The sequence below is a fragment of the Pseudomonas sp. Leaf434 genome, assembly GCF_001425545.1.
Classification (GTDB): domain Bacteria; phylum Pseudomonadota; class Gammaproteobacteria; order Pseudomonadales; family Pseudomonadaceae; genus Aquipseudomonas; species Aquipseudomonas siliginis.
Map to the genome: position 1 here is coordinate 2,642,140 of NZ_LMQZ01000001.1, position 20,892 is coordinate 2,663,031.

Sequence of the window (20,892 nt, forward strand, 5' to 3'; positions counted from 1 at the left end):
GCTGCAAGCTGCAAGTGGAAGCGAATGCCCGTGTGTCAGGGTTCACACGCTTTGTTCTTGCAGCTTGTGGCTTATAGCTTGCAGCTGCCTCACTGCGACTTGCGGACCCGCAGGTACCATTCGGACAGCAGGCGTACCTGTTTATCGGTGTAGCCACGTTCAACCATTCGCGTAACGAAGTCGTTGTGTTTCTGCTGATCCTCCTTGCTGGCCTTGGCGTTGAAGCTGATGACGGGCAGCAGGTCTTCGGTGTTGGAGAACATTTTCTTCTCGATGACCACCCGCAGTTTTTCGTAGCTGAGCCAGGTCGGGTTCTTGCCGTTGTTGTTGGCCCGAGCGCGCAGGACGAAGTTGACGATCTCGTTGCGGAAATCCTTCGGATTGCTGATGCCGGCCGGCTTCTCGATTTTTTCCAGCTCTTCGTTCAGGGCTACGCGGTTGAGGATCTCGCCGGTTTCCGGGTCGCGATACTCCTGGTCCTGAATCCAGAAATCCGCGTACAGCACGTAGCGATCGAAGATGTTCTGGCCGTATTCGCTGTAGGACTCCAGATAAGCGGTCTGGATTTCCTTGCCGATAAACTCGATGTAGCGCGGCGCCAGGTATTCCTTCAGATAGCGCAGGTAACGTTCGCGGGTTTCGGCCTGGAACTGTTCCTGTTCGATCTGTTGTTCAAGCACATAGAGCAGGTGCACCGGGTTGGCGGCGATTTCATGCGGATCGAAGTTGAACACCTTGGAGAGGATCTTGAAGGCGAAGCGGGTCGACAGGCCGTTCATGCCTTCGTCGACACCGGCCGAATCGCGGTACTCCTGAATCGACTTGGCCTTCGGATCGGTGTCCTTGAGGTTTTCGCCGTCGTAGACGCGCATCTTCGAATAGATGTTGGAGTTTTCCGGCTCCTTGAGGCGCGACAACACGGTGAACTGCGCGAGCATTTTCAGGGTGTCCGGTGCGCAGTGCGCCTTGGACAGGGAGCTGTTGAAAAGCAGTTTGTCGTAGATCTTCACTTCGTCGCTGACGCGCAGGCAGTACGGCACTTTGACGATGTAGATCCGGTCGATGAACGCCTCGTTGTTCTTGTTGTTGCGGAAGGTGTGCCACTCCGATTCGTTGGAGTGAGCCAGCAGGATGCCGGTAAACGGAATCGCGCCGAGGCCTTCGGTACTGTTGTAGTTGCCCTCCTGGGTAGCAGTCAGCAATGGGTGCAGCACCTTGATCGGCGCCTTGAACATTTCGACGAATTCCATCAAGCCCTGGTTGGCCCGGCACAACGCACCGGAGTAGCTGTAGGCATCGGCGTCGTTCTGCGGGAATTCTTCGAGTTTGCGGATATCGACCTTGCCGACCAGCGCCGAGATGTCCTGGTTGTTCTCGTCACCGGGTTCGGTCTTGGCCACGGCAATCTGATTGAGGATCGACGGGTACAGCTTGACCACGCGGAACTGGCTGATGTCGCCGCCGAATTCGGCCAGGCGCTTGGTCGCCCATGGCGACATGATGGTGTTCAGGTAGCGCCGTGGAATGCCGAAATCTTCCTCGAGGATCGCGCCATCTTCGGTGGCGTTGAACAGACCCAGAGGCGACTCGAAGACCGGCGAGCCCTTGATGGCATAAAAGGGCACTTTCTCCATCAGCTGTTTCAGCTTCTCGGCCAGGGACGATTTACCGCCACCGACGGGGCCGAGTAGATAAAGAATCTGTTTCTTCTCTTCCAGGCCTTGGGCGGCGTGGCGGAAATACGAGACGATCTGGTCGATGCATTCTTCCATCCCGTGGAAGTCTTCAAAGGCCGGATAGCGGCGGATCACCTTGTTGGAGAAGATGCGCGACAGCCTCGAATTGGTCGAAGTGTCGAGCAGTTCCGGTTCGCCGATCGCCATCAACAGACGTTCGGCGGCGGAAACGTAGGCGCTGCGATCGTTTTTGCACAGCTCCAGGTACTCCTGCAGAGAGAGTTCTTCCTGGCGTGTGGATTCGAAGCGTTGTTGGAAGTGGCTAAAGATACTCATGACGTCACCTCGCTCGATACGTGGAGCCGACGCCGGATCACTCAGTCGATGCTGGCAGCAGTCGCTGTGGCAGCTGCTGTTTACCCCCCAGAATTCTCCCACGGTCGACAAACCGCGAAAGCTACTCCCGATGACCCGCGCGCCGGTGTACCGGCTCTCCCCTGTTTTGGATGGCCTGCGCTTAAGGATAGTTGGGAATTCGAGAGGTAAAGGCGAGATACGTAATTAGTTGTGGCAGACCGTTCGTCTGCCGCGCGCAGGCCCACGGCAGCCGGGGCCTGCGCCGCGCAAAAAAATTATTCGTCGGTGCCTTGCGCGGTTTCCGAAGGATAGGTCGTACGCCACAGCTCGAAACCGCCATCCATGCTGTAGACATCGGAGAAGCCCTGGCCGACCAGATAGGCGGCTGCGCCCTGGCTGGAATTGCCGTGGTAGCAGACCACGACGGTCGGTGCATCGAGGTCGGCGCCTTGAATGAAAGCGTGCAGGGAATGGTTGTCGAGATGTTTGGAGCCGCTGATGTGCAGCGCGGCAAAGGTCGCCGGATCGCGTACGTCGACTACGACTGCGCCCTGTTCACGCAGGGCCTGCGCCTGTTCCGGGGGGATTCGTTTGAATTCGGTCATGACAAAGTACCTGTTGCTCTACTGAAGGCGCAGTCTAACGCGAGGCGTTGACGGGCGAATCGTTAGGGGTGAGTGGGGCGACTGATGGCGCAAGTCCGCCGTGCTCGTCGCATTTGCATGACAGGCGTTCGCCGCTGTCGACGTTCATAAGCGTCAGGCTGCCGCCCCATACGCATCCGGTGTCCAGCGCGGAAATGCCCGGCTCGTGGATATTGCCCTCGAGCGCGGCCCAGTGACCGAAGATGATGCGCAGGCCTTTGGTCTTGCGCTCCTTGTGCTGAAACCACGGCTTGTAGCCGGGCGGCGCGCTGTCGAGGCCTTCCTTGCTTTTGAGGTCGAGTTTGCCCTCAGCGGTGCAAAAGCGCATGCGCGTGAAGTAATTGGTGATCACCCGCAGCCTATCAATGCCTTTGAGGTCGTTGTCCCATTTCGCCGGTTCATTGCCGTACATACCGTCAAGGTAGGCGGGGAATACGTTGTCGTCACGCAGGGCGGTCTCCACTTCGGCGGCGCACTTCAACGCACGGCGCAGCGACCATTGCGGCGGGATGCCAGCATGGACCATCGCAACATCGCGTGTTTCGTCGTAATGCATCAGCTTTTGCTGGCGCAGCCATTCCATCAATTGCGGGCCGTCGGGAGCCTCGATGATTTCGCGCAGTGTGTCGCTTTTCTTCAGGCGCTCGATCTTCTTCGCGGCGGCCAGCAGGTGCAGGTCGTGATTGCCGAGCACGCAGACCAGCGACTCACGCATGCCAAAGAGAAAACGCAGGGTTTCCAACGACTGCGGGCCACGGTTGACCAGATCGCCGACCAGCCACAGCCGGTCAAGCGCCGGGTCGAAGGCAACTTGTTTGAGCAGGCACTTGAGCGGTTCGAGGCAGCCTTGCAGGTCACCGACGGCATACGTCGTCATCAGTGCAGGGCTCCGGGCACGGCGAGGCGAAACGGTTTGATGACGGCATCGAAATGTTTGCCGTCGTCGGCGAGCATTTGATAAGTGCCCTGCATGGTGCCGACCTTGGTGGTCATCACTGTGCCGCTGGTGTAGACATGGCTCTTGCCTACATTGATCGACGGTTGCTGGCCGACGACGCCTTCACCGCGCACGTGTTCGACATGGCCGTCACCATCGGTGATCACCCAGTGCCGGGACAGAAGCTTGGCCGCAACCTTGCCGTTGTTCTGTACGGTGATGGTGTAGGCGAAGGCGAAACGGTCGTGTTCGGGTTGCGATTGGTCTGGCAGATAGCGGGTGACGACGCTGACATCGACCTGATAACGGGAATCGGACATGCAAGAAGGCCTTAATGAAGCGGAACGCGGGGCGTAGCTGATGGGGAATCAGTCTAGGCAAGTATCGGGCAGTAAACCAGAGTGGTGTGCTGCCCGATAGCGTTCATCGCGGGTCAGTCGGCAGCGGGAGCTGCCGGGACCTGTATCGCGAGCTGGTCGGCCAGGCGCACGAATGCAGCCAGATCCAGCTGCTCGGGACGCAGGCTGCCATCGACGCCGGCGGCTTCGATTTCGGCATTGCTGAGCAATTGCTTGAGGGTGTTGCGCAAGGTTTTGCGGCGCTGATTGAAGGCTTCGCGTACCACGCGCTCCAGCAACTTGTGATCCTTGGCCGGGTGCGGCAGTACCGCGTGGGGCACCAGACGAACGATCGCCGAGTCGACTTTCGGCGGCGGGTTGAATGCGCCTGGGCCGACGTTGAACAGATGTTCCACGCGGCAATGGTACTGGACCATGATCGACAGACGACCCCAGTCACCGCCACCCGGGCCTGCGGCCAAGCGCTCGACCACTTCTTTCTGCAGCATGAAGTGCATGTCGCGAATGATGCCGGCGTTGTTCAACAGGTGAAAAATCAACGGCGTGGAGATGTTGTACGGCAGGTTGCCGACCACCCGCAGGCTGTTTGGCGCGGCGTTCAGTGTATTGAAGTCGAACTTCAGCGCATCGCCCTGATGCAGGTTGAAATTACTCATGCCGGCAAACTGCTGGTTGAGGATCGGGATCAGATCCTTGTCCAGCTCCACTACGTCGAGTTGCGCGCCGGAGCCCAGCAAACCTTGGGTCAGCGCACCCTGACCGGGGCCGATTTCCAGCAGGCGATCGTCAGGCTTGGCATGGATGGAGCGCAGGATGCGGTCGATAACGCCGGCATCGTGCAGGAAGTTCTGACCAAAGCGTTTGCGCGCCTTGTGTTGATATTGCTCGTTCATAAACGGGTCTCGGCCATCTGGTAGGCGGTTTCCAGGGCGACTTGCAGGCTGCCGGTATCGATCCTGCCGCTGCCGGCCAGATCCAGGGCGGTGCCATGGTCGACCGAGGTGCGGATGATCGGCAGGCCCAGCGTCACGTTGACGGCAGCGCCGAAGCCTTTGTACTTGAGCACGGGCAAGCCCTGGTCGTGGTACATCGCCAGCACTGCGTCGCAGTGCTCCAGATATTTGGGGGTAAACAGAGTGTCGGCAGGCAGCGGGCCACGAAGGTCCATGCCCTCGCCGCGCAGGCGCTCTAATGTCGGTTCGATGATGTCGATTTCTTCATGGCCCAGGTGGCCGCCTTCACCGGCATGCGGGTTGAGACCGCAGACCAGGATGCGGGGCCGGGCGATGCCGAATTTGTCTTGCAGGTCGGCGTGCAGGATTCGCGTGACCCGCTCCAGCCGCTCCGGGGTGATCGCGTCGGCAATCTCGCGCAGGGGCAGGTGGGTGGTGACCAGCGCCACGCGCAAACCGCGAGTGGCCAGCATCATCACTACCTGCGCGGTGTGCGTCAGGTCGGCGAGAAATTCTGTGTGTCCGGAGAACGCGATACCCGATTCGTTGATCACACCTTTGTGCACCGGCGCGGTGATCATCCCGGCGAAGTCGCCATTCAGGCAGCCGTTGCCGGCGCGGGTCAGGGTTTCGAGGACGAATGCCGCGTTGGCCTTGTCCAGTTGCCCGGCGATTACCGGTGCGCTGAGCGGCGTGTCCCAGACGTACAGGCTGTTGGCCGGTGCTGGAGCATCTGGCCACTGCCCCGGCGCGACATCCAGCAGATTGACGGCCAGCCCCAACTGCGCGGCCCGCTCAAGGAGCAGGTCGCGGCTGGTGATGGCAATCAGGGGGTGTGGCTGGGCTTGCGCGGCGAGCAGCAGGCACAGGTCGGGACCGATGCCGGCCGGTTCGCCGGGTGTCAGCGCGAAACGCTTGGGTTTCACTGCGCTGCCTGGTCTGCACCAGGAAGTTTGATCTCTACGTACGCTTCGTCACGGATCTGACGCAGCCAGGTTTGCAGCTCTTCATCGTATTTGCGGTTACGCAGTACGGACATCGCTTGCTGCTCACGGGCCTGTTCGGTGCCGTCAGTGGCGCGACGGCCAAGGACTTCCAGCACGTGCCAGCCGTATTGGGTCTGGAATGGCTTGGACAGCTGACCTTGTGGGGTCGAAGCCATCACTTCGCGGAATTCCGGTACCAGCACGTTCGGGTCGATCCAGTTCAGGTCGCCGCCGTTGAGGGCGGAACCCGGGTCTTCCGAGTAGTTTTTCGCCAGTTCGGCAAAATCTTCGCCGGCGGTGATGCGTTCATACAACGATTGCACCAGTGCCTTGGTCTTGGCTTCGTCGCGGATCGGGCTCGGCTTGACCAGGATGTGGCGGACATGCACTTCGTCGCGCATCTGCGCTTCGCCGCCACGTTTGCCCAGCAGCTTCAGAATAATGAAGCCGCCCGGCGTGCGCGCAGGCTGAGTGATGTCGCCAACCGCCATGCTGCTCAGCTCACGATCGAACGGAGGTGGCAGTTGTGCGGCTTTACGCCAGCCCATCTCGCCGCCTTCCAGCGCGTTGTCGCTACCGGATTTGGCCACGGCCATCTGACCGAAGTCGGCGCCTTGCTTGAGCTGCTGGTATACATCCATCGCCTGACGATAAGCGCTCTGAATGGCTTCAGAGTTGGCGCTTTCCGGGGTCGGAATCAGGATGTTGGCCAGGTGCAGTTCTTCGGACAGCTGCATCTTACCGAGGTCGGAGGCGAGGAAGTTCTTCACTTCCTGCTCGGACACCTGGATGCGCTCGGCCACACGACGCTGACGCACACGGCTGATGATCATCTCGCGCTTGATCTGATCACGGGCGTCGTCATAGTTCAGGCCATCACGAGCGAGCGCAGCACGAAACTGATCGACACTCATGTTGTTGCGCTGAGCAATGGTGCCGACAGCCTGGTTCAACTCTTCGTCAGTGATGCGGATGCCGGAACGTTCGCCGATCTGCAGTTGCAGGTTTTCGACGATCAGACGCTCGAGCACTTGTTGATCCAGCACGCCTGGAGGCGGCAGACCGCCACCGCGCTTGGCGATGGTCTGCTGAACTTCGTGAACGCGTTGGTCCAGTTGGCTCTGCATGACCACGTCGTTATCGACGATCGCCACCACTTTATCGATGGACTGTACGGCGGCGTTGGCCGCCGTACCCAGGAACAGCGCGCCCAGCAGCACCGGGCGCAGACAATCAGAAAGCTTGGTCTTCACGTTCACGATAACCTTGAATGCCTTTGTCGAGGAAGCTCTCTACCTTGGCGCCAGTCAGGCCGCCGAGTCCCTTCAGAACAATTTGGAGGAAGATGCCATGGTCGCCTTTTTCGTTTTCCGGGGCGTTCTGACTGTTTTCGTCATAGGCGACCCAGTAACGGTTGATCAGGCGCAGTTTCCAGCAGCAGTTGTCGTATTCGAAACCACCGAAGGCTTCCAGCGTGCGATTGCGGTTGTAGTCGTACTGCCAGCGACTGATGGCGTTCCACTGCGGAACGATCGGCCAGATGACCGAGAAGTCATGCTGCTGGATCTTGTAGTAGTCCTTCACGTAGCCAGGTTGACCCGGGGTGCCGTAGTCGCCGCCGCCCACCGACCACTGGCCGGTGTTCTGGTCGTAACGGATCTGGTCATTGCGATAGCGATAGCCAGCGTTGATGACTTTGTTCGGGTTGTCAGCCGGCTGGTAGTGGAACATCGCACTGCCGGAGCGTGGGCTGCGGCTGTCCGGGTCCCAGTTGTAATCGGCAGTGGCGCGCCAGTCACGGTTCCAGCGGTATTCATATTCCAGCGCGTACGGCGAAACACTGGATTTGGAGTCTTCACGAGTTTTCGCATCGATACCAGGCAATTGCACTTCGCGGTTCTTGAAGTAGTACGCCTGGCCCACGCTGATGCGCTGACGTTCAAACCCGTTTTCTTCGATCCAGCGACTGGTAACGCCCAGCGATAGTTTGTTCTCGTCGCCTACACGGTCGGCGCCGGAGAAGCGGTTGTCGCGGAACAGCGAAGAGTAATTGAAGGTATATTCGCTGGTGTCGAAGACCGGAATGTCTTCCTGATCTGTTTCGGGAACATAGAGGTAGAACAGGCGCGGTTCCAGAGTCTGGCGGTAATTCTTGCCGAAGTAGGAAGTATCGCGATCGAAATACAGGCCGCTGTCGATGCTGGCAATCGGGACGCCACGGCTCTGGTTGCTGTCGAACTTGCCATAAAGCTTCTGGTTTTCCGGCGACAGCGCATCAATCTGGGATTTGCCGGTGTTATCCAGATCAAGCTGATACTGCGTGTACTGATACTTCAACGATGGTTTGAGGAAACCATACGTCCAGTTCATCGGCAGGCTGACGCCCGGCTTCAGATTCAGGCGATCACCGTTGGCGCGGGCCAGACCGCTGATGTTTGTGTCCAGACGACGTTCGGCAATGCCATCTTCATTGATGAAGTCGCCATCACGTAGATCGCGATCGAAACGAACCAGCTCGGTCTCGTAATCGAAATTCAGACCTTCCGGATGGTACGGCAGCTGACCATTGAAGGTGATCTGCGGCAGACGACCATAGGGTGTGATGTTGGAAACGGTAGCCAGCTGATATTGCTGAGCATTCAGGCGTGCGGTGTAGTTGTCGCCACGGTAGCTGACCGCACCCTGCTGATTGACGAAATCATCGCTCTTCACACCAATCTGATCGGTCTGCAGATCCTGGAAGTAATACGGATCGCTGATCTTGGTGTAATCAACTTCTGTGAGCACACGGGAGTCGAGACCGCCCTTGTGCTGCCAGTTGTACATATAGCGGGTGTCTTTGTAGTCGGACTGAAGCTTGCGATCGTCGTTCTCATCGTTGAGATACGCCGCACCGAACTGCCCTTCACTCGACTTGGTCAGGTAGCGGAACTCGCCCTCCACCAACATGCCGCGCTTGCTCATGTAGCGCGGGTACAACGTGGCGTCGTAGTTCGGCGCCAGGTTGAAGTAGTACGGGGTGACCAGCATGAAGCCGGTGTCGCTGCCCGAACCGATGGTCGGCGGGAGGAAACCTGACTGGCGACGGTCGTCGATCGGGAAGTAGATGTACGGGGTATACAGAATCGGGATGTCTTTGACGCGCAACGTCACGTTGGTCGCGGTGCCGAAACCGGTCGCCGGGTTCAAGGTGATGTTGTTGCCCTTGAGCTGCCAGGCGTTGCTGTTCGGTTCGCACGTGGTGTACGTGCCGTCCTTCAAGCGGATGATCGCGTTTTCGGCACGCTTGGCATACAGCGCGTTACCGCGGATGCGCGATTTGTGCATCACGTATTCGGCGTTGTCGACCTTGGCTTCACCAGTGTCGAGCTGTACATCGGCGTGGTCGCCGACGATCAGCGCGCCGTTGTCGCGGATGCGCACGTTGCCGGCCAGTTCGCCACGGCTCTCGGCCTGATACAGATTGGCCTCGTCGGCTTCGACCTGCATGCTGCCCTGACGCATGATCACGTCACCGGCAAGGCTGGCGACCTGGGTGTCCTGCTCGTAACGCGACGCTTTGGCACCGATGAAGGTCGGCGCGTCACTTTTATTCGTCTTGTCATTCATGCCAGGACGAATCGGTTCGATATAGGAACCAGAGCAGTAAGGACCGGTCTCGGCCAATTGGGCGGCGGTGAGCTTCTCGCGCGGAACCCAGTCGAGGTGACTGTAGTCTTCGCTACGGGATTTCAGGCCGCGGCCCTTGGACTCGGTGACCAGTGCGGTTTTCGCGCCAGTGTCGGCGTCGGAACCCTTGTCGGCCGCAGGCTCGCCGGCGGCGCTGACGGCACTGCCGTCATGCACCGGACGCGGCGGCAATGCCGCGGCGGGCGACTTGGGCGCACAGTCCCAGCCACCCGTAGCCGAGACGGAGCAGTCATACTGCTCGGCGGCAACAACGAATTGACTGGCCAGAGGTTGCATAGCCAGCAGACTGCCGGTTACCAACAATGGAAATTTTTTACGAAACGCGGGGGATTTCAATGCCATCTTATTAGTCCGGGCTTCCTGCGTGCCATCTGCCCGCGGTGTGGGCCGCACGCCTCTCGATGGTCTGAAAAAGATGCTGGATAATAAAGCATGACCCGCTTGACGGCTAGCGCCGTCGGAGACCCTTGCAATGCCTGACCAAGATGTACGCTTGCAACACCTGAAAGTTTGGCTCGATGAGCAGTTGGCAAAGTTGTCTGCCGAGCAGGGCTGGGGCACCGTGCCCCCGGCCACGTTGACCGCGGCCAGCAGCGACGCGAGTTTCCGCCGCTACTTCCGCTGGGAGGGCGATGGTCGCAGCTTCGTCGTGATGGACGCGCCGCCACCCCAGGAAAACTGCAAACCGTTCGTGGATATCGCTTTTTTGCTGGCGAAATCCGGAATTAATGTGCCGAAAATTTACGCCGAAGACCTCGAACGCGGTTTTCTTTTGCTCAATGACCTGGGCAACAAGACCTATCTCGACGTCATCGATGGCGAAAATGCGGACGCGTTATTCCACGATGCCCTGCAAGCGCTGTTGGCTTTTCAACAGTTGCCGATGGTTGCGCCGTTGCCCAGTTACGACGTCGCCTTGTTGCGTCGTGAGCTTGAGTTGTTCCCCGAGTGGTACGTCAAGCATGAGCTGGGCGTCGAGTTCGATGCGACCCAGCAGCAACAGTGGCAGCACATCAGCGAGCTCTTGATCGACAGCGCGCTGGCGCAGCCGAAAGTGCTGGTGCACCGCGACTACATGCCGCGCAACCTGATGCTCAGCGAGCCGAACCCTGGCGTGCTGGACTTCCAGGACGCGGTGTACGGCCCGGTGACCTACGACGTGACTTGCCTGTTCAAGGACGCTTTCCTCAGCTGGCCGGAAGAACGTGTACGCGGCTGGCTGGAAAGTTATTGGCAGCAAGCCTCGGCACTGGACATTCCGGTGCAATCTGATTTCGAAGACTTCCTGCGCGCCAGCGACTTGATGGGCGTGCAACGTCACCTGAAAGTCATCGGCATCTTCGCGCGTATCTGCCATCGCGATGGCAAGCCGCGTTATCTGGCCGATGTGCCGCGCTTCTTCTCTTATATAGAAGCAGTGATCGCCCGCCGTCCTGAACTGGCGGAGCTGCAAGCGCTGTTCAGCAGCTTGCGTGCTGGAGCGACGGCATGAAGGCAATGATTCTGGCGGCGGGCAAAGGCGAGCGTATGCGCCCGCTGACCCTGACCACGCCGAAACCGCTGGTGCAGGCCGCTGGCGTGCCGCTGATCGAGTATCACCTGCACGCCCTCGCGGCCGCAGGTTTCAACGAAATCGTCATCAACCACGCCTGGCTTGGTCAGCAGATCGAGGATCATCTGGGCGACGGTTCGCGTTTCGGCCTGAGTATTCAGTACTCGCCGGAGGGCGAGCCGCTGGAAACCGGTGGCGGGATTTTCCGTGCGCTGCCGTTACTTGGTGACGATGCTTTTCTGGTGGTCAACGGCGACATCTGGACCGATTACGACTTCAGCGTGCTGCACCAGCCAATCAATGGCCTGGCGCATCTGGTGCTGGCGGACAATCCGGCGCATCACCCGAAAGGCGACTTCACTCTCATCGACGGCAAAGTGCAGGACGGCGAGCCTGATGCGCAGACGCTGACCTACAGCGGTATCGCCGTGCTGCATCCGCAGTTGTTCGATGGTTGCAGCGATGGCGCGTTCAAGCTCGCGCCGCTGCTACGCAACGCCATGGCCAAAGGTGAAGTGACGGGCGAGCGCCTGAAGGGGCATTGGGTGGATGTCGGTACCCACGAGCGTCTGGCCGAAGCCGAAGCCTTGATAGAAGCGAGTCGCTGAGATGCTGTGGCCAGGGACTCTGATTGGAGCCGGAGTGGGGTACGCGATTGCCAGCATTCCGGGGGCCATGCTTGGGGCGTTGTTGGGGCAGGCGCTGGATCGGCGCCTGCACTTGCAAAGCTGGGGACACTTACGCGAAAAGCTCGGTGGCCGGCCGATGCTGCGCAACGATGAATTGCTGTTCGTGTTGCTCGGGCGTCTGGCCAAGAGCGACGGGCGCGTCACTGACGGGCATATCCAGCAGGCGCGCAATGAAATGCGCGCATTGGAAATGAGCGAACCGGCGACTCGACGGGCGATTGCCGCGTTCAATCGCGGCAAGTCCGGCAGCGACAATCTGCGCGGCTATCTGCGTCGTTTGAGTGCGCAACCGCACGCGGCCGAAGGTGTGTTGCGCGCCTGTTGGCGAATGGTTTGGGCTGATGGTCGCGCCGGGGTCAGCGAACGCGAGTTGCTGGCGCAGTGGGGCAAGTGGCTCGGCTGGACGTCGCAGCAGGTGCAAGCGCTGGCCAGCGATTACGAGCCGGGCAAGCGGCCGATCGTCAGTGCGGCAGTGAGCTATCAGGAGGCGATGAAGCTGCTTGGGGTGTCGGCGAGCAGCGAGCCGGCACAGATCAAGCGCGCTTACCGGCGATTGCTCAGTCGCCATCACCCGGACAAAATCGCCGGCAGCGGCGCGACCCCGGCGCAGGTGCGTGACGCGACCGAGCGTACGCGGGAACTGCATAGCGCCTATACGCTGATTCGCGAGCGGCGGGATTTTCGCTAGAAGTTAGATGGGTGTTGCTTGTGCTTGCCCCTTCGCGAGCAGGCTCGCTCCCACATTGAATTGTGCATAGATCCAATGTGGGAGCGAGCCTGCTCGCGAATTAAGGGCGATTCGGTGTGACAGTCAGTCAACAGCCTGAGGATTCAACCAGCCCCGCACCCGCCGAAACAACTGTTCCTGCTCAGCCTTCTTGTCCGGCAACACCTTCAGCGCCACCTGGCTGAACGCCGAGGTCTTCAGGCGCTTGCTCGCTTGCATGCGCTCCAGCGCTGCGTTGCGATCCAGCGCTCTGTCCATGTAGAAAATATCCACCGTCGGCAGCTTCAGCGTCGGCGTCAGTTCAGCGAGTGGCGGCAGGGCTTTGGCCGGTGCTTGCGCGTCAACCATGACCAGTTTCTCCACCTGCGGCGTTTGTCTCTCACTGAGAAAACGCGCCGCCCAGTAGGCGCCGGTGCCGTGACCGAGCACGACAATGCTGCGCGCGCTCTGCTGTTCGGCGTAGGCAATCGCTGCGTCGATGCGTCCGAAAATGCGCTCGGCGTCGGCTTTGGTTTGTTCTTCGCTGGTCTCGGCCACTACCTGTTCGGCGACTTCCGCTTCACCGCCAGCGGCCTGTTCGATCGGTTGTGCGGTGGTGGCGTCTTTGCTTGTGGTTTCCGGGGCTTTCGGCGCGGCGGCCGGTTCGATTACGCGCGGAGCAATGGCGTCGCTTTGCAGATCCGGCAGGGTGATACTCAGGCTGCTCCACTCGGCATCCGGCAATTTGCCTCGCAACGGGCCAACTGCCTGCGGCCAGTCAGCGGTTTCGCCGGCACCGGGAACGATGATCACCGCGCCTTTGGGTTCGGCGCTGTTGGCCGGTTTCCACAGGGCGAGGAAAGTGTCGCTGCCAGCCTGCAGTTGTTGCTGCTCTTGCGCCGGCAGTTTACGTTGCAGTGCGGCGGCCTCTTCCTGACTACGCTCAAGCAGTGGCTGGCGCTCGGCCGGTTTTTCTTCGGCGGGTTTATCCGTGGCCGCAGGCGCAGGGTCTGCGGCTTCGGCGGAAAACGCACAAGGCAGGATCAGCGACAGGCACAATGCTGGCAGTGCCAGGCGGTAGACAGAGGGCATCGGTTATTCCAGGCCAGAAAGTATCCCGGCAGCCTAATGGGTTGGTCAGAATTTGTCAGTGTATGAGACTTCAATGAAGCGATTTTGCTGCCTGTGGGTTATCGGCTGTTTGTGGTTTCCCTTGATGGGCTGGGCGGCGCCTGCGCCGCCGGGCCATGCCGCGCAATTGTCGCCAGAGCAGCAACAATGGCTGGCGCAGCACAACGAATTGCGCGTCGGCCTGGTGTTGCAGGCGCCCTATGCGACCTACGATCGGCGCCTGCAGCGATTGTCCGGGGCCAATGTCGAGTTGATGAAGCTGCTGGCCAAAACCCTCGGCGTGGAACTGAGCTGGCGCAACTTTCAGGATCTCGGGCAGTTGGAAAACGCTTTGCGCGAGGGCGAGATCGACATCGCTCCGGGCCTCAGCCAGACCCCGAGCGCGCTGCGTCTCTGGCAGTTTTCCGACCCGTACATGCGCGTGCCGCAACTGGTGGTCAGCGATCAGAAAAGCAGCGGCGCGGTCGATCTGGAAAAACTCGACAGCCAGACCCGCGTCGCCGTGCGCATGCCCAGCAGCACCGCCGATTACCTGCGCAGCAATTATCCGCACTTGAATCTGCAAGGCGTGCCGCTGGAGCGTCAGGCCTTGCAACTGCTGTTGAGTCAGCAAGCCTCCTACGCAGTGGTCGACGAAGCGCAGTTGGGGCGTCTGTCGGTGGAGCCGGAGTTTGCCGAACTGGTGGTGGTCGGCGATATCGGCCTGCCGCAGTTGCTGCGCGTGGCCTCGCGGCGCGATTGGCCGGAACTGGCCGGCATCGTCCAGAGCGCCTTGCGCGCAATACCGGCCAAGGACCTGGAACAACTGCACAATCAATGGCTACAGCCGAAATACCCACGGCTGACCGAGTCTCCGGGATTCTGGCAGAACCTCAGCCTGTTGTTCGCGGTGATGCTGCTCAGTTGCGCGGTGATCGTGGTGTGGCAGCGGCGCCAACAACACAGCCTCGAACAACGCTTGCTCAGCGCCCGCGAGGACATCGCGTTGCGCGCCGCCAGCGAAGAGGCCCTGCGGCTGACGCAGTTTTCCATCGATCAAAGCACCGTCGGCATCCTCTGGGTCAATTGGGACAGCCATGTGCGCTACGCCAACCGCGCAGCGGAAAACATGCTCGGCTATCCCTCGGGCGGGCTGATCGAACGGCCACTGATCGATTTCGAGCCCGGCCTGCACATGGATCGCTGGCTCAATCTGTGGAAGCGTGCGCGGGCCAGTGAAGAAGGGCCGCTGAGCTTCGAAACCAGCTGCCTGCGTGCCGATGGCAGCGTGCTGCCGGCCGACGTGTCTTTGAGTTTTCTGCGTTTTCGCGACAGTGAATATCTGGTGGTCTACCTCACCGACGTCACCGACCGCCGCCGCGCGCTCGCCGCTTTGCAGGAAAGCGAGGCGCGCCTGCAAGGCATCGCCGCCAACGTTCCGGGTCTGGTGTTCAGGCTGGAGCGGGCACCGGTCACCGGGCAGATCGACTTTGCCTACATCAGTGAGGGCAGCGAAAGTCTGGTCGGTTATGCGCCGGCAGCCATCGCTCATCGCGACATGGGCTTGCGCAGCCTGGTGCACCCCGATGACAGGGCCAGTTATCACCGTACCCAGGATCAGGCGCTGGACACTGACAGCGACTGGTCGTGGCAGGGCCGCATCGTCACGCGCCAGGGCGAGCAACGCTGGGCCGAGATCAAGGCGATCACCCGCCAGTTGGAGGACGGCGCCTATGTGTGGGACGGCATCGTCTGGGACATCAGCGAAAGCAAACGCATCGAGCTGGAACTGGCCGCCTCGCGCGAGCAACTGCGCGAATTGTCGGCGCATCTGGAGAGCGTGCGCGAAGAAGAGAAGGCGCGTATCGCCCGGGAAGTCCATGATGAGTTGGGACAGATGCTCACCGTGCTGAAACTGGAGACATCGATGTGCGAATTGGCCTACGCGCAACTCGATCCCGGTCTGAACGAGCGGCTCAACAGCATGAAGCGCCTGATCGCACAGTTATTTCAGCTGGTGCGCGATGTGGCGACCGCGTTGCGTCCGCCGATTCTGGATGCCGGGATTGCCTCGGCGATCGAGTGGCAGGCGCGGCGGTTCGAGGCGCGCACGCAGATTCCGTGTCTGGTGCAGGTGCCGGACAACCTGCCGGCGCTCAGCGATGCCAAGGCGGTGGGGCTGTTCCGGATTTTGCAGGAGGCGCTGACCAACGTGATGCGCCATGCTCAGGCGCACACGGTGGAGCTGACGCTGGTGCTTGCGGGCGATGAATTGTGCCTGACGGTCAGCGATGATGGCGTAGGATTTGTCGCGGCCGAGGGTAGGCCGACGTCGTTTGGTCTGGTCGGTATGCGTGAGCGGGTGCTGATCATGGGCGGGCGGCTGGAGCTTGTGAGTGAGCCGGGGGAGGGCACCAGTCTTCAAGTGTGGGTGCCGGTAAGTGAGGTCTGAGGTTTTGTATTGTGAGTGCTGACGCCTTCGCGAGCAGGCTCGCTCCCACAGGGACTGGTGTGTACCTGAAATCTGGAGAAAAACGTGATCCGTGTATTGGTAGCCGAAGACCACACCATCGTCCGCGAGGGCATCAAGCAATTGATCGGCCTGGCCAAGGATCTGCAAGTGGTCGGAGAGGCGAGCAATGGTGAGCAACTGCTCGAAACCCTGCGCAGCGTGCCGTGCGAGGTGGTGCTGCTGGACATCTCCATGCCTGGCGTCAACGGACTTGAAGCGATCCCGCGTATCCGTGCGCTGAACAATCCGCCGGCGATTCTGGTGCTGTCGATGCACGACGAAGCGCAAATGGCCGCGCGCGCCTTGAAGGTCGGCGCGGCCGGGTATGCGACCAAGGACAGCGATCCGGCGCTGCTGCTCACGGCGATCCGCAAAGTCGCAGCGGGCGGGCGTTACATTGACCCGGAACTGGCCGACCGCATGGTCTTCGAAGTCGGCCTGACCGATACCCGGCCGCTGCATTCGCTGTTGTCAGAACGCGAATTCTCGGTGTTCGAACGCCTGGCCCAAGGCGCCAACGTCAACGATATCGCCCAGCAACTGGCCTTGAGCAGCAAGACCATCAGCACGCACAAGGCGCGGCTGATGCAGAAGCTCAACATCACCTCGCTGGCGGAGCTGGTGAAATATGCGATGGAGCACAAACTCCTTTGACCGTCACCGCCCTCATGTGGGAGCGAGCCTGCTCGCGAAGGCGGCGTAACAGTCAGCCATTCAGTTTGATGACCCACCGCATTCGCGAGCAGGCTCGCTCCCACAGGTTCGGAGTTGGCATATCCATTAGCGACAGACGCTTTTGCCTTTACTAGCGGCTTGCAGCTTGCCCCTTGCCGCTGCGTTTGCCCAAACGCGCCATCCTTGTAGGGCAATCCCTACCCCCAACCTTCCATTGCGCTTAAGCGATTCTCTCCTGCACCCCGATTTGCGTGGCCGCCGCCAGCCACTAGGCTTGATGAACAAGCAGTCATCAACAACAAAGGTGTGGGTATGAGCCAGGTCGATACAAGCGCAGGGACCAGTGATGTGCTGGTCAGCTTTCGTGGTGTGCAGAAGAGCTACGACGGCGAGAACCTGATCGTCAAAGACCTCAACCTGGACATTCGCAAAGGCGAATTCCTCACCCTGCTCGGGCCGTCCGGTTCCGGCAAGACCACCAGCCTGATGATGCTCGCCGGATTCGAAACGCCGACCGCCGGTGAAATCCTTCTGTCCGGGCGTTCGATCAACAACGTGCCGCCGCACAAGCGCGATATCGGCATGGTGTTCCAGAACTACGCGCTGTTCCCGCACATGACTGTCGCGGAGAACCTTGCTTTCCCGTTGACCGTGCGCGGCCTGAATAAAAGCGATGTCAGCGAGCGGGTGAAGAAAGTCCTCAGTATGGTTCAGCTCGATGCCTTCGCCTCGCGTTATCCGGCGCAGTTGTCCGGTGGACAGCAGCAACGTGTGGCACTGGCCCGCGCGTTGGTGTTCGAGCCGCAACTGGTACTGATGGACGAACCGCTGGGCGCCCTCGACAAACAACTGCGTGAACACATGCAGATGGAGATCAAGCACCTGCACCAGCGCCTCGGCGTGACCGTGGTCTACGTGACCCACGACCAGGGCGAAGCACTGACCATGTCCGACCGCGTCGCGGTATTCCATCAAGGCGAGATCCAGCAGATTGCGCCGCCGCGCACGCTTTACGAAGAACCGAAAAACACCTTCGTCGCCAACTTCATTGGCGAGAACAACCGCCTCAACGGCCGCCTGCTCAGCCAGAGCGGCGAGCGCTGTGTGGTCGAGTTGGGCCGTGGCGAAAAGGTCGAGGCGCTGGCCGTCAACGTTGGCCAGACCGGCGAACCGGTGACCCTGTCGATCCGTCCGGAGCGCGTCAGCCTCAACGGTTCGAGCGATCAATGCGTCAACCGCTTCTCAGGGAGGGTGGCGGAATTCATCTATCTGGGCGACCACGTCCGGGTGCGCCTGGAAGTCTGCGGCAAGACCGACTTCTTCGTGAAACAACCAATTGCCGAGCTCGATCCTGCGCTCAGCGTCGGCGACGTGGTACCGCTTGGCTGGCAGGTCGAGCACGTTCGTGCGCTCGATCCGCTTTTAGAGGCGCACTAAGCGCCCCGGCAATACCAACACCAACCCTGCACGTGGAGAGAACAATAAATGTTGAGATCCCTGAAGTTCACCGCCCTGACTCTGGGCCTGATGGGTGCGACCGGCGCAATGGCCGCCGGCCCGGACTTGACCGTGGTGTCGTTTGGCGGGGCGAACAAGGCGGCGCAAGTCAAAGCCTTCTATGCACCCTGGGAAGCGGCGGGTAACGGCAAGATCGTCGCTGGCGAATACAACGGCGAGATGGCCAAGGTCAAAGCCATGGTCGACACCAAGAGCGTGTCGTGGGATCTGGTCGAAGTTGAATCGCCAGAGCTGTCCCGGGGTTGCGACGAAGACATGTTCGAGCAACTCGACCCGGCCCTGTTCGGCAAGACCGAAGACTACGTCAAAGGCGCCATTCAGCCGTGCGGCGTAGGTTTCTTCGTCTGGTCGACCGTACTGGCTTACAACGCTGACAAGCTGAAAACCGCGCCGACCAGTTGGGCGGATTTCTGGGACACCAAGAAATTCCCGGGCAAGCGCGGCCTGCGCAAAGGCGCCAAGTACACCCTCGAATTCGCGCTGATGGCCGATGGCGTGGCGCCCAAAGACGTCTACAAAGAGCTGGCGAGCAAGGGCGGCCAGGATCGCGCCTTCAAGAAGCTCGATGAGCTCAAGCCAAGCATTCAGTGGTGGGAAGCCGGTGCACAACCGCCGCAGTACCTCGCTTCCGGTGACGTGGTGATGAGCTCGGCGTACAACGGTCGCATTGCGGCGGTGCAGAAAGAATCCAACCTGAAAGTGGTATGGAACGGCGGCATCTACGACTTCGACGCCTGGGCCATCCCGAAAGGTCTGGACGCCAAGCGCGCCGAAGCGGCGAAGAAGTTCATTGCCTTCTCGGTGCAGCCGCAGCAGCAGAAGACCTACTCGGAAAACATCGCCTACGGCCCGGCCAATACCCAGGCTGTGCCGCTGCTGGCCAAGGATGTCCTGAAAGACATGCCGACCACCCCGGAAAACATCGCCAACCAGGTGCAGATCGACGTCAGCTTCTGGGCTGACAACGGCGAGCAACTGGAACAGCGTTTCAATTCCTGGGCGGCGAAATAACCACTTATTTACCTGTATGGACATGGCAAGGGGGCTTTTGTGGTGAGGGGATTTATCCCCGTCGGGTTGCGAAGCAGCCCCAAAGCCATACCCGCTCGGTGGGTCAGATAAACCGCATTCTCAGGTTTTACGACTGCTGCGCAGCCGAACGGGGATAAATCCCCTCGCCACCAGGCTCGCTCCCACAGGTAGCAGTGTTTCAACGCAACAGAGGTGGTTCGCCACCTCTGTAACGATCAAAGATTTGCGGAGTACGTCATGGCCATCGCCGTTCCCCTGAACGAGGGCGCCAGCCCCACTTTGAAGCAGAAGCTCAAGCACGCCGAGCGGGTCAACCGCTGGAAGGCCCAGGCACTGATTGCGCCGCTGGTGCTGTTTCTGCTGCTGGTGTTTCTGGTGCCGATCGTGGCGCTGCTCTATAAAAGCGTCGGCAACCCGGAAGTGGTTGGCGGCATGCCGCGCACTGTCACTGCCATCGCCAGTTGGGACGGCCGTGGTCTGCCCGCCGAACCGGTGTACAAGGCGGCCAGCGAAGACCTCGCCGAAGCCCGCAAAAACCAGACGCTGGGCGATCTGTCCAAGCGCTTGAACATGGAGTTGGCCGGCTACCGCAGCCTGCTGACCAAAACCGCCCGGGCGCTGCCGTTCGCCAGCGAACCGGCTTCTTATAAAGAAGCGCTGGAAGCGCTCGATGAACGCTGGGGCGATCCGGCTTATTGGCAAGCGGTGAAACGCAACACCAGCAGCATCACTCCGTATTACCTGCTGGCGGCAGTCGATCACCGTATCGATGATCTCGGCGAACTGGCCCCGGCCACCCCGGATCAGGCGATCTACCTCGACATCTTCGCCCGCACCTTCTGGATGGGCCTGGTCATCACCGTGATCTGCCTGCTGCTCGCCTATCCACTGGCTTATCTGCTGGCGAACCTGCCTTCGCGGCAGAGCAACCTGCTGATGATTCTGGTGTTGCTACCGTTCTGGACCTCGATTCTGGTGCGGGTCGCAGCGTGGATCGTGCTGCTGCAATCCGGCGGTTTGATCAACAGTGCGCTGCTGGCCATGGGCATCATCGATAAACCGCTGGAACTGGTGTTCAACCGCACCGGCGTTTACATCTCGATGGTGCACATCCTGCTGCCGTTCATGATTCTGCCGATCTACAGCGTGATGAAAGGCATCTCGCCGACCTACATGCGTGCCGCCATTTCCCTCGGCTGTCATCCGTTCGCCAGTTTCTGGCGGGTTTACTTCCCACAGACCTATGCCGGCGTTGGCGCCGGCTGCCTGTTGGTGTTCATCCTCGCCATCGGCTACTACATCACCCCGGCGCTGCTCGGCAGTCCGAACGACCAAATGGTCAGCTACTTCGTCGCCTTCTACACCAACACCAGCATCAACTGGGGCATGGCCACCGCGCTCGGCGGCTTGCTGTTGCTGGCGACCGTGGTGCTTTATCTGATCTACAGCTGGCTGGTCGGCGCCAGTCGCCTGCGCCTGAGCTAAGGGGAATTTGC

At 60.4% G+C, this 20,892-nt stretch carries 17 protein-coding genes; 8 read left to right on the plus strand and 9 right to left on the minus strand.

Translation table 11 applies throughout. The features are described 5' to 3' along the window. Window positions 1–89 precede the first annotated feature (89 nt). The 8 genes from ASG55_RS11795 to ASG55_RS11830 all read right to left on the minus strand — a co-directional run bounded on the left by ASG55_RS11795 (window position 90) and on the right by ASG55_RS11830 (window position 9,944). Complete coding sequence (locus ASG55_RS11795; RefSeq protein ID WP_016772892.1) at window positions 90–2,012, minus strand: PrkA family serine protein kinase; 1,923 nt, start codon at window positions 2,010–2,012, stop codon at window positions 90–92. 296 nt (window positions 2,013–2,308) lie between these two features. Next, window positions 2,309–2,638, minus strand: a complete 330-nt coding sequence (glpE, locus tag ASG55_RS11800) for a thiosulfate sulfurtransferase GlpE (protein ID WP_056786663.1) — start codon at window positions 2,636–2,638, stop codon at window positions 2,309–2,311. A 34-nt stretch (window positions 2,639–2,672) separates the two neighbouring features. Further along, the gene (locus ASG55_RS11805) at window positions 2,673–3,554 is read right to left on the minus strand and encodes a symmetrical bis(5'-nucleosyl)-tetraphosphatase (RefSeq protein ID WP_056786666.1); all 882 of its coding nucleotides are present in this window, start codon (window positions 3,552–3,554) and stop codon (window positions 2,673–2,675) included. After that, window positions 3,554–3,934 (minus strand): Co2+/Mg2+ efflux protein ApaG, encoded by a 381-nt coding sequence (gene apaG / locus ASG55_RS11810; RefSeq protein ID WP_056786669.1) that lies wholly within the window; start codon window positions 3,932–3,934, stop codon window positions 3,554–3,556. Before apaG ends, ASG55_RS11805 begins: the two co-directional genes overlap by 1 nt. Window positions 3,935–4,047: 113 nt before the next feature. Beyond that, a complete protein-coding gene (rsmA, locus tag ASG55_RS11815; RefSeq protein ID WP_041476699.1) occupies window positions 4,048–4,866 on the minus strand; it encodes a 16S rRNA (adenine(1518)-N(6)/adenine(1519)-N(6))-dimethyltransferase RsmA in 819 nt (272 codons plus the stop codon). After that, window positions 4,863–5,852, minus strand: coding sequence for a 4-hydroxythreonine-4-phosphate dehydrogenase PdxA (gene pdxA, locus ASG55_RS11820; RefSeq protein ID WP_056786671.1), 990 nt, complete (start codon window positions 5,850–5,852; stop codon window positions 4,863–4,865). The genes rsmA and pdxA overlap by 4 nt, the downstream gene beginning before the upstream one ends. Beyond that, complete coding sequence (surA, locus tag ASG55_RS11825) at window positions 5,849–7,171, minus strand: peptidylprolyl isomerase SurA (RefSeq protein ID WP_177342713.1); 1,323 nt, start codon at window positions 7,169–7,171, stop codon at window positions 5,849–5,851. The genes pdxA and surA overlap by 4 nt, the downstream gene beginning before the upstream one ends. Further along, window positions 7,146–9,944, minus strand: a complete 2,799-nt coding sequence (locus tag ASG55_RS11830; protein WP_056786677.1) for an LPS-assembly protein LptD — start codon at window positions 9,942–9,944, stop codon at window positions 7,146–7,148. Before ASG55_RS11830 ends, surA begins: the two co-directional genes overlap by 26 nt. 130 nt (window positions 9,945–10,074) lie before the next feature. Here ASG55_RS11830 and ASG55_RS11835 point away from each other — a divergent pair, with 130 nt between their 5' ends. From ASG55_RS11835 to ASG55_RS11845, 3 genes are read left to right on the plus strand one after another with little or no spacing between them, the layout of a single operon-like run. After that, window positions 10,075–11,094 (plus strand): aminoglycoside phosphotransferase family protein, encoded by a 1,020-nt coding sequence (locus ASG55_RS11835; RefSeq protein ID WP_056786680.1) that lies wholly within the window; start codon window positions 10,075–10,077, stop codon window positions 11,092–11,094. After that, window positions 11,091–11,762 (plus strand): N-acetylmuramate alpha-1-phosphate uridylyltransferase MurU, encoded by a 672-nt coding sequence (murU, locus tag ASG55_RS11840; protein ID WP_056786684.1) that lies wholly within the window; start codon window positions 11,091–11,093, stop codon window positions 11,760–11,762. The genes ASG55_RS11835 and murU overlap by 4 nt, the downstream gene beginning before the upstream one ends. Window position 11,763: 1 nt before the next feature. After that, the gene (locus ASG55_RS11845) at window positions 11,764–12,531 is read left to right on the plus strand and encodes a TerB family tellurite resistance protein (RefSeq protein WP_056786687.1); all 768 of its coding nucleotides are present in this window, start codon (window positions 11,764–11,766) and stop codon (window positions 12,529–12,531) included. 123 nt (window positions 12,532–12,654) lie between these two features. Here the strand turns inward: ASG55_RS11845 and ASG55_RS11850 are convergent, their stop codons facing one another. Next, complete coding sequence (locus tag ASG55_RS11850; protein ID WP_056786690.1) at window positions 12,655–13,641, minus strand: alpha/beta hydrolase family protein; 987 nt, start codon at window positions 13,639–13,641, stop codon at window positions 12,655–12,657. Window positions 13,642–13,714: 73 nt separating this feature from the next. On the opposite strand from ASG55_RS11850, the gene ASG55_RS11855 reads away from it, so the two are divergent. The 5 genes from ASG55_RS11855 to ASG55_RS11875 all read left to right on the plus strand — a co-directional run bounded on the left by ASG55_RS11855 (window position 13,715) and on the right by ASG55_RS11875 (window position 20,881). Further along, window positions 13,715–16,111, plus strand: a complete 2,397-nt coding sequence (locus ASG55_RS11855) for a PAS domain-containing sensor histidine kinase (protein ID WP_056786693.1) — start codon at window positions 13,715–13,717, stop codon at window positions 16,109–16,111. An 84-nt stretch (window positions 16,112–16,195) separates the two neighbouring features. Then, window positions 16,196–16,825 carry a response regulator gene (locus ASG55_RS11860; RefSeq protein WP_003228820.1) on the plus strand — a complete coding sequence of 210 codons (630 nt, stop codon included), beginning with the start codon at window positions 16,196–16,198 and terminating at the stop codon, window positions 16,823–16,825. Window positions 16,826–17,158: 333 nt separating this feature from the next. Further along, a complete protein-coding gene (locus ASG55_RS11865; protein WP_041476689.1) occupies window positions 17,159–18,283 on the plus strand; it encodes an ABC transporter ATP-binding protein in 1,125 nt (374 codons plus the stop codon). A 48-nt stretch (window positions 18,284–18,331) separates the two neighbouring features. Beyond that, entirely contained in the window at window positions 18,332–19,375 is a 1,044-nt protein-coding gene (locus tag ASG55_RS11870) for an ABC transporter substrate-binding protein (protein ID WP_016772907.1), read from the plus strand. A gap of 258 nt (window positions 19,376–19,633) precedes the next feature. Then, entirely contained in the window at window positions 19,634–20,881 is a 1,248-nt protein-coding gene (locus ASG55_RS11875) for an ABC transporter permease (protein ID WP_016772908.1), read from the plus strand. Window positions 20,882–20,892 lie beyond the last annotated feature (11 nt).

Bases quoted from the DNA above. Each gene is read 5' to 3' on its own strand.
- ASG55_RS11875 (WP_016772908.1), top strand. From the start codon at position 19,634: ATGGCCATCGCCGTTCCCCTGAACGAGGGCGCCAGCCCCACTTTGAAG.
- glpE (WP_056786663.1), bottom strand. From the start codon at position 2,638: ATGACCGAATTCAAACGAATCCCCCCGGAACAGGCGCAGGCCCTGCGT.
- apaG (WP_056786669.1), bottom strand. From the start codon at position 3,934: ATGTCCGATTCCCGTTATCAGGTCGATGTCAGCGTCGTCACCCGCTAT.
- ASG55_RS11870 (WP_016772907.1), top strand. From the start codon at position 18,332: ATGTTGAGATCCCTGAAGTTCACCGCCCTGACTCTGGGCCTGATGGGT.
- ASG55_RS11830 (WP_056786677.1), bottom strand. From the start codon at position 9,944: ATGGCATTGAAATCCCCCGCGTTTCGTAAAAAATTTCCATTGTTGGTA.
- ASG55_RS11845 (WP_056786687.1), top strand. From the start codon at position 11,764: ATGCTGTGGCCAGGGACTCTGATTGGAGCCGGAGTGGGGTACGCGATT.
- ASG55_RS11835 (WP_056786680.1), top strand. From the start codon at position 10,075: ATGCCTGACCAAGATGTACGCTTGCAACACCTGAAAGTTTGGCTCGAT.
- ASG55_RS11805 (WP_056786666.1), bottom strand. From the start codon at position 3,554: ATGACGACGTATGCCGTCGGTGACCTGCAAGGCTGCCTCGAACCGCTC.
- ASG55_RS11850 (WP_056786690.1), bottom strand. From the start codon at position 13,641: ATGCCCTCTGTCTACCGCCTGGCACTGCCAGCATTGTGCCTGTCGCTG.
- ASG55_RS11865 (WP_041476689.1), top strand. From the start codon at position 17,159: ATGAGCCAGGTCGATACAAGCGCAGGGACCAGTGATGTGCTGGTCAGC.
- ASG55_RS11795 (WP_016772892.1), bottom strand. From the start codon at position 2,012: ATGAGTATCTTTAGCCACTTCCAACAACGCTTCGAATCCACACGCCAG.
- murU (WP_056786684.1), top strand. From the start codon at position 11,091: ATGAAGGCAATGATTCTGGCGGCGGGCAAAGGCGAGCGTATGCGCCCG.
- rsmA (WP_041476699.1), bottom strand. From the start codon at position 4,866: ATGAACGAGCAATATCAACACAAGGCGCGCAAACGCTTTGGTCAGAAC.
- ASG55_RS11855 (WP_056786693.1), top strand. From the start codon at position 13,715: ATGAAGCGATTTTGCTGCCTGTGGGTTATCGGCTGTTTGTGGTTTCCC.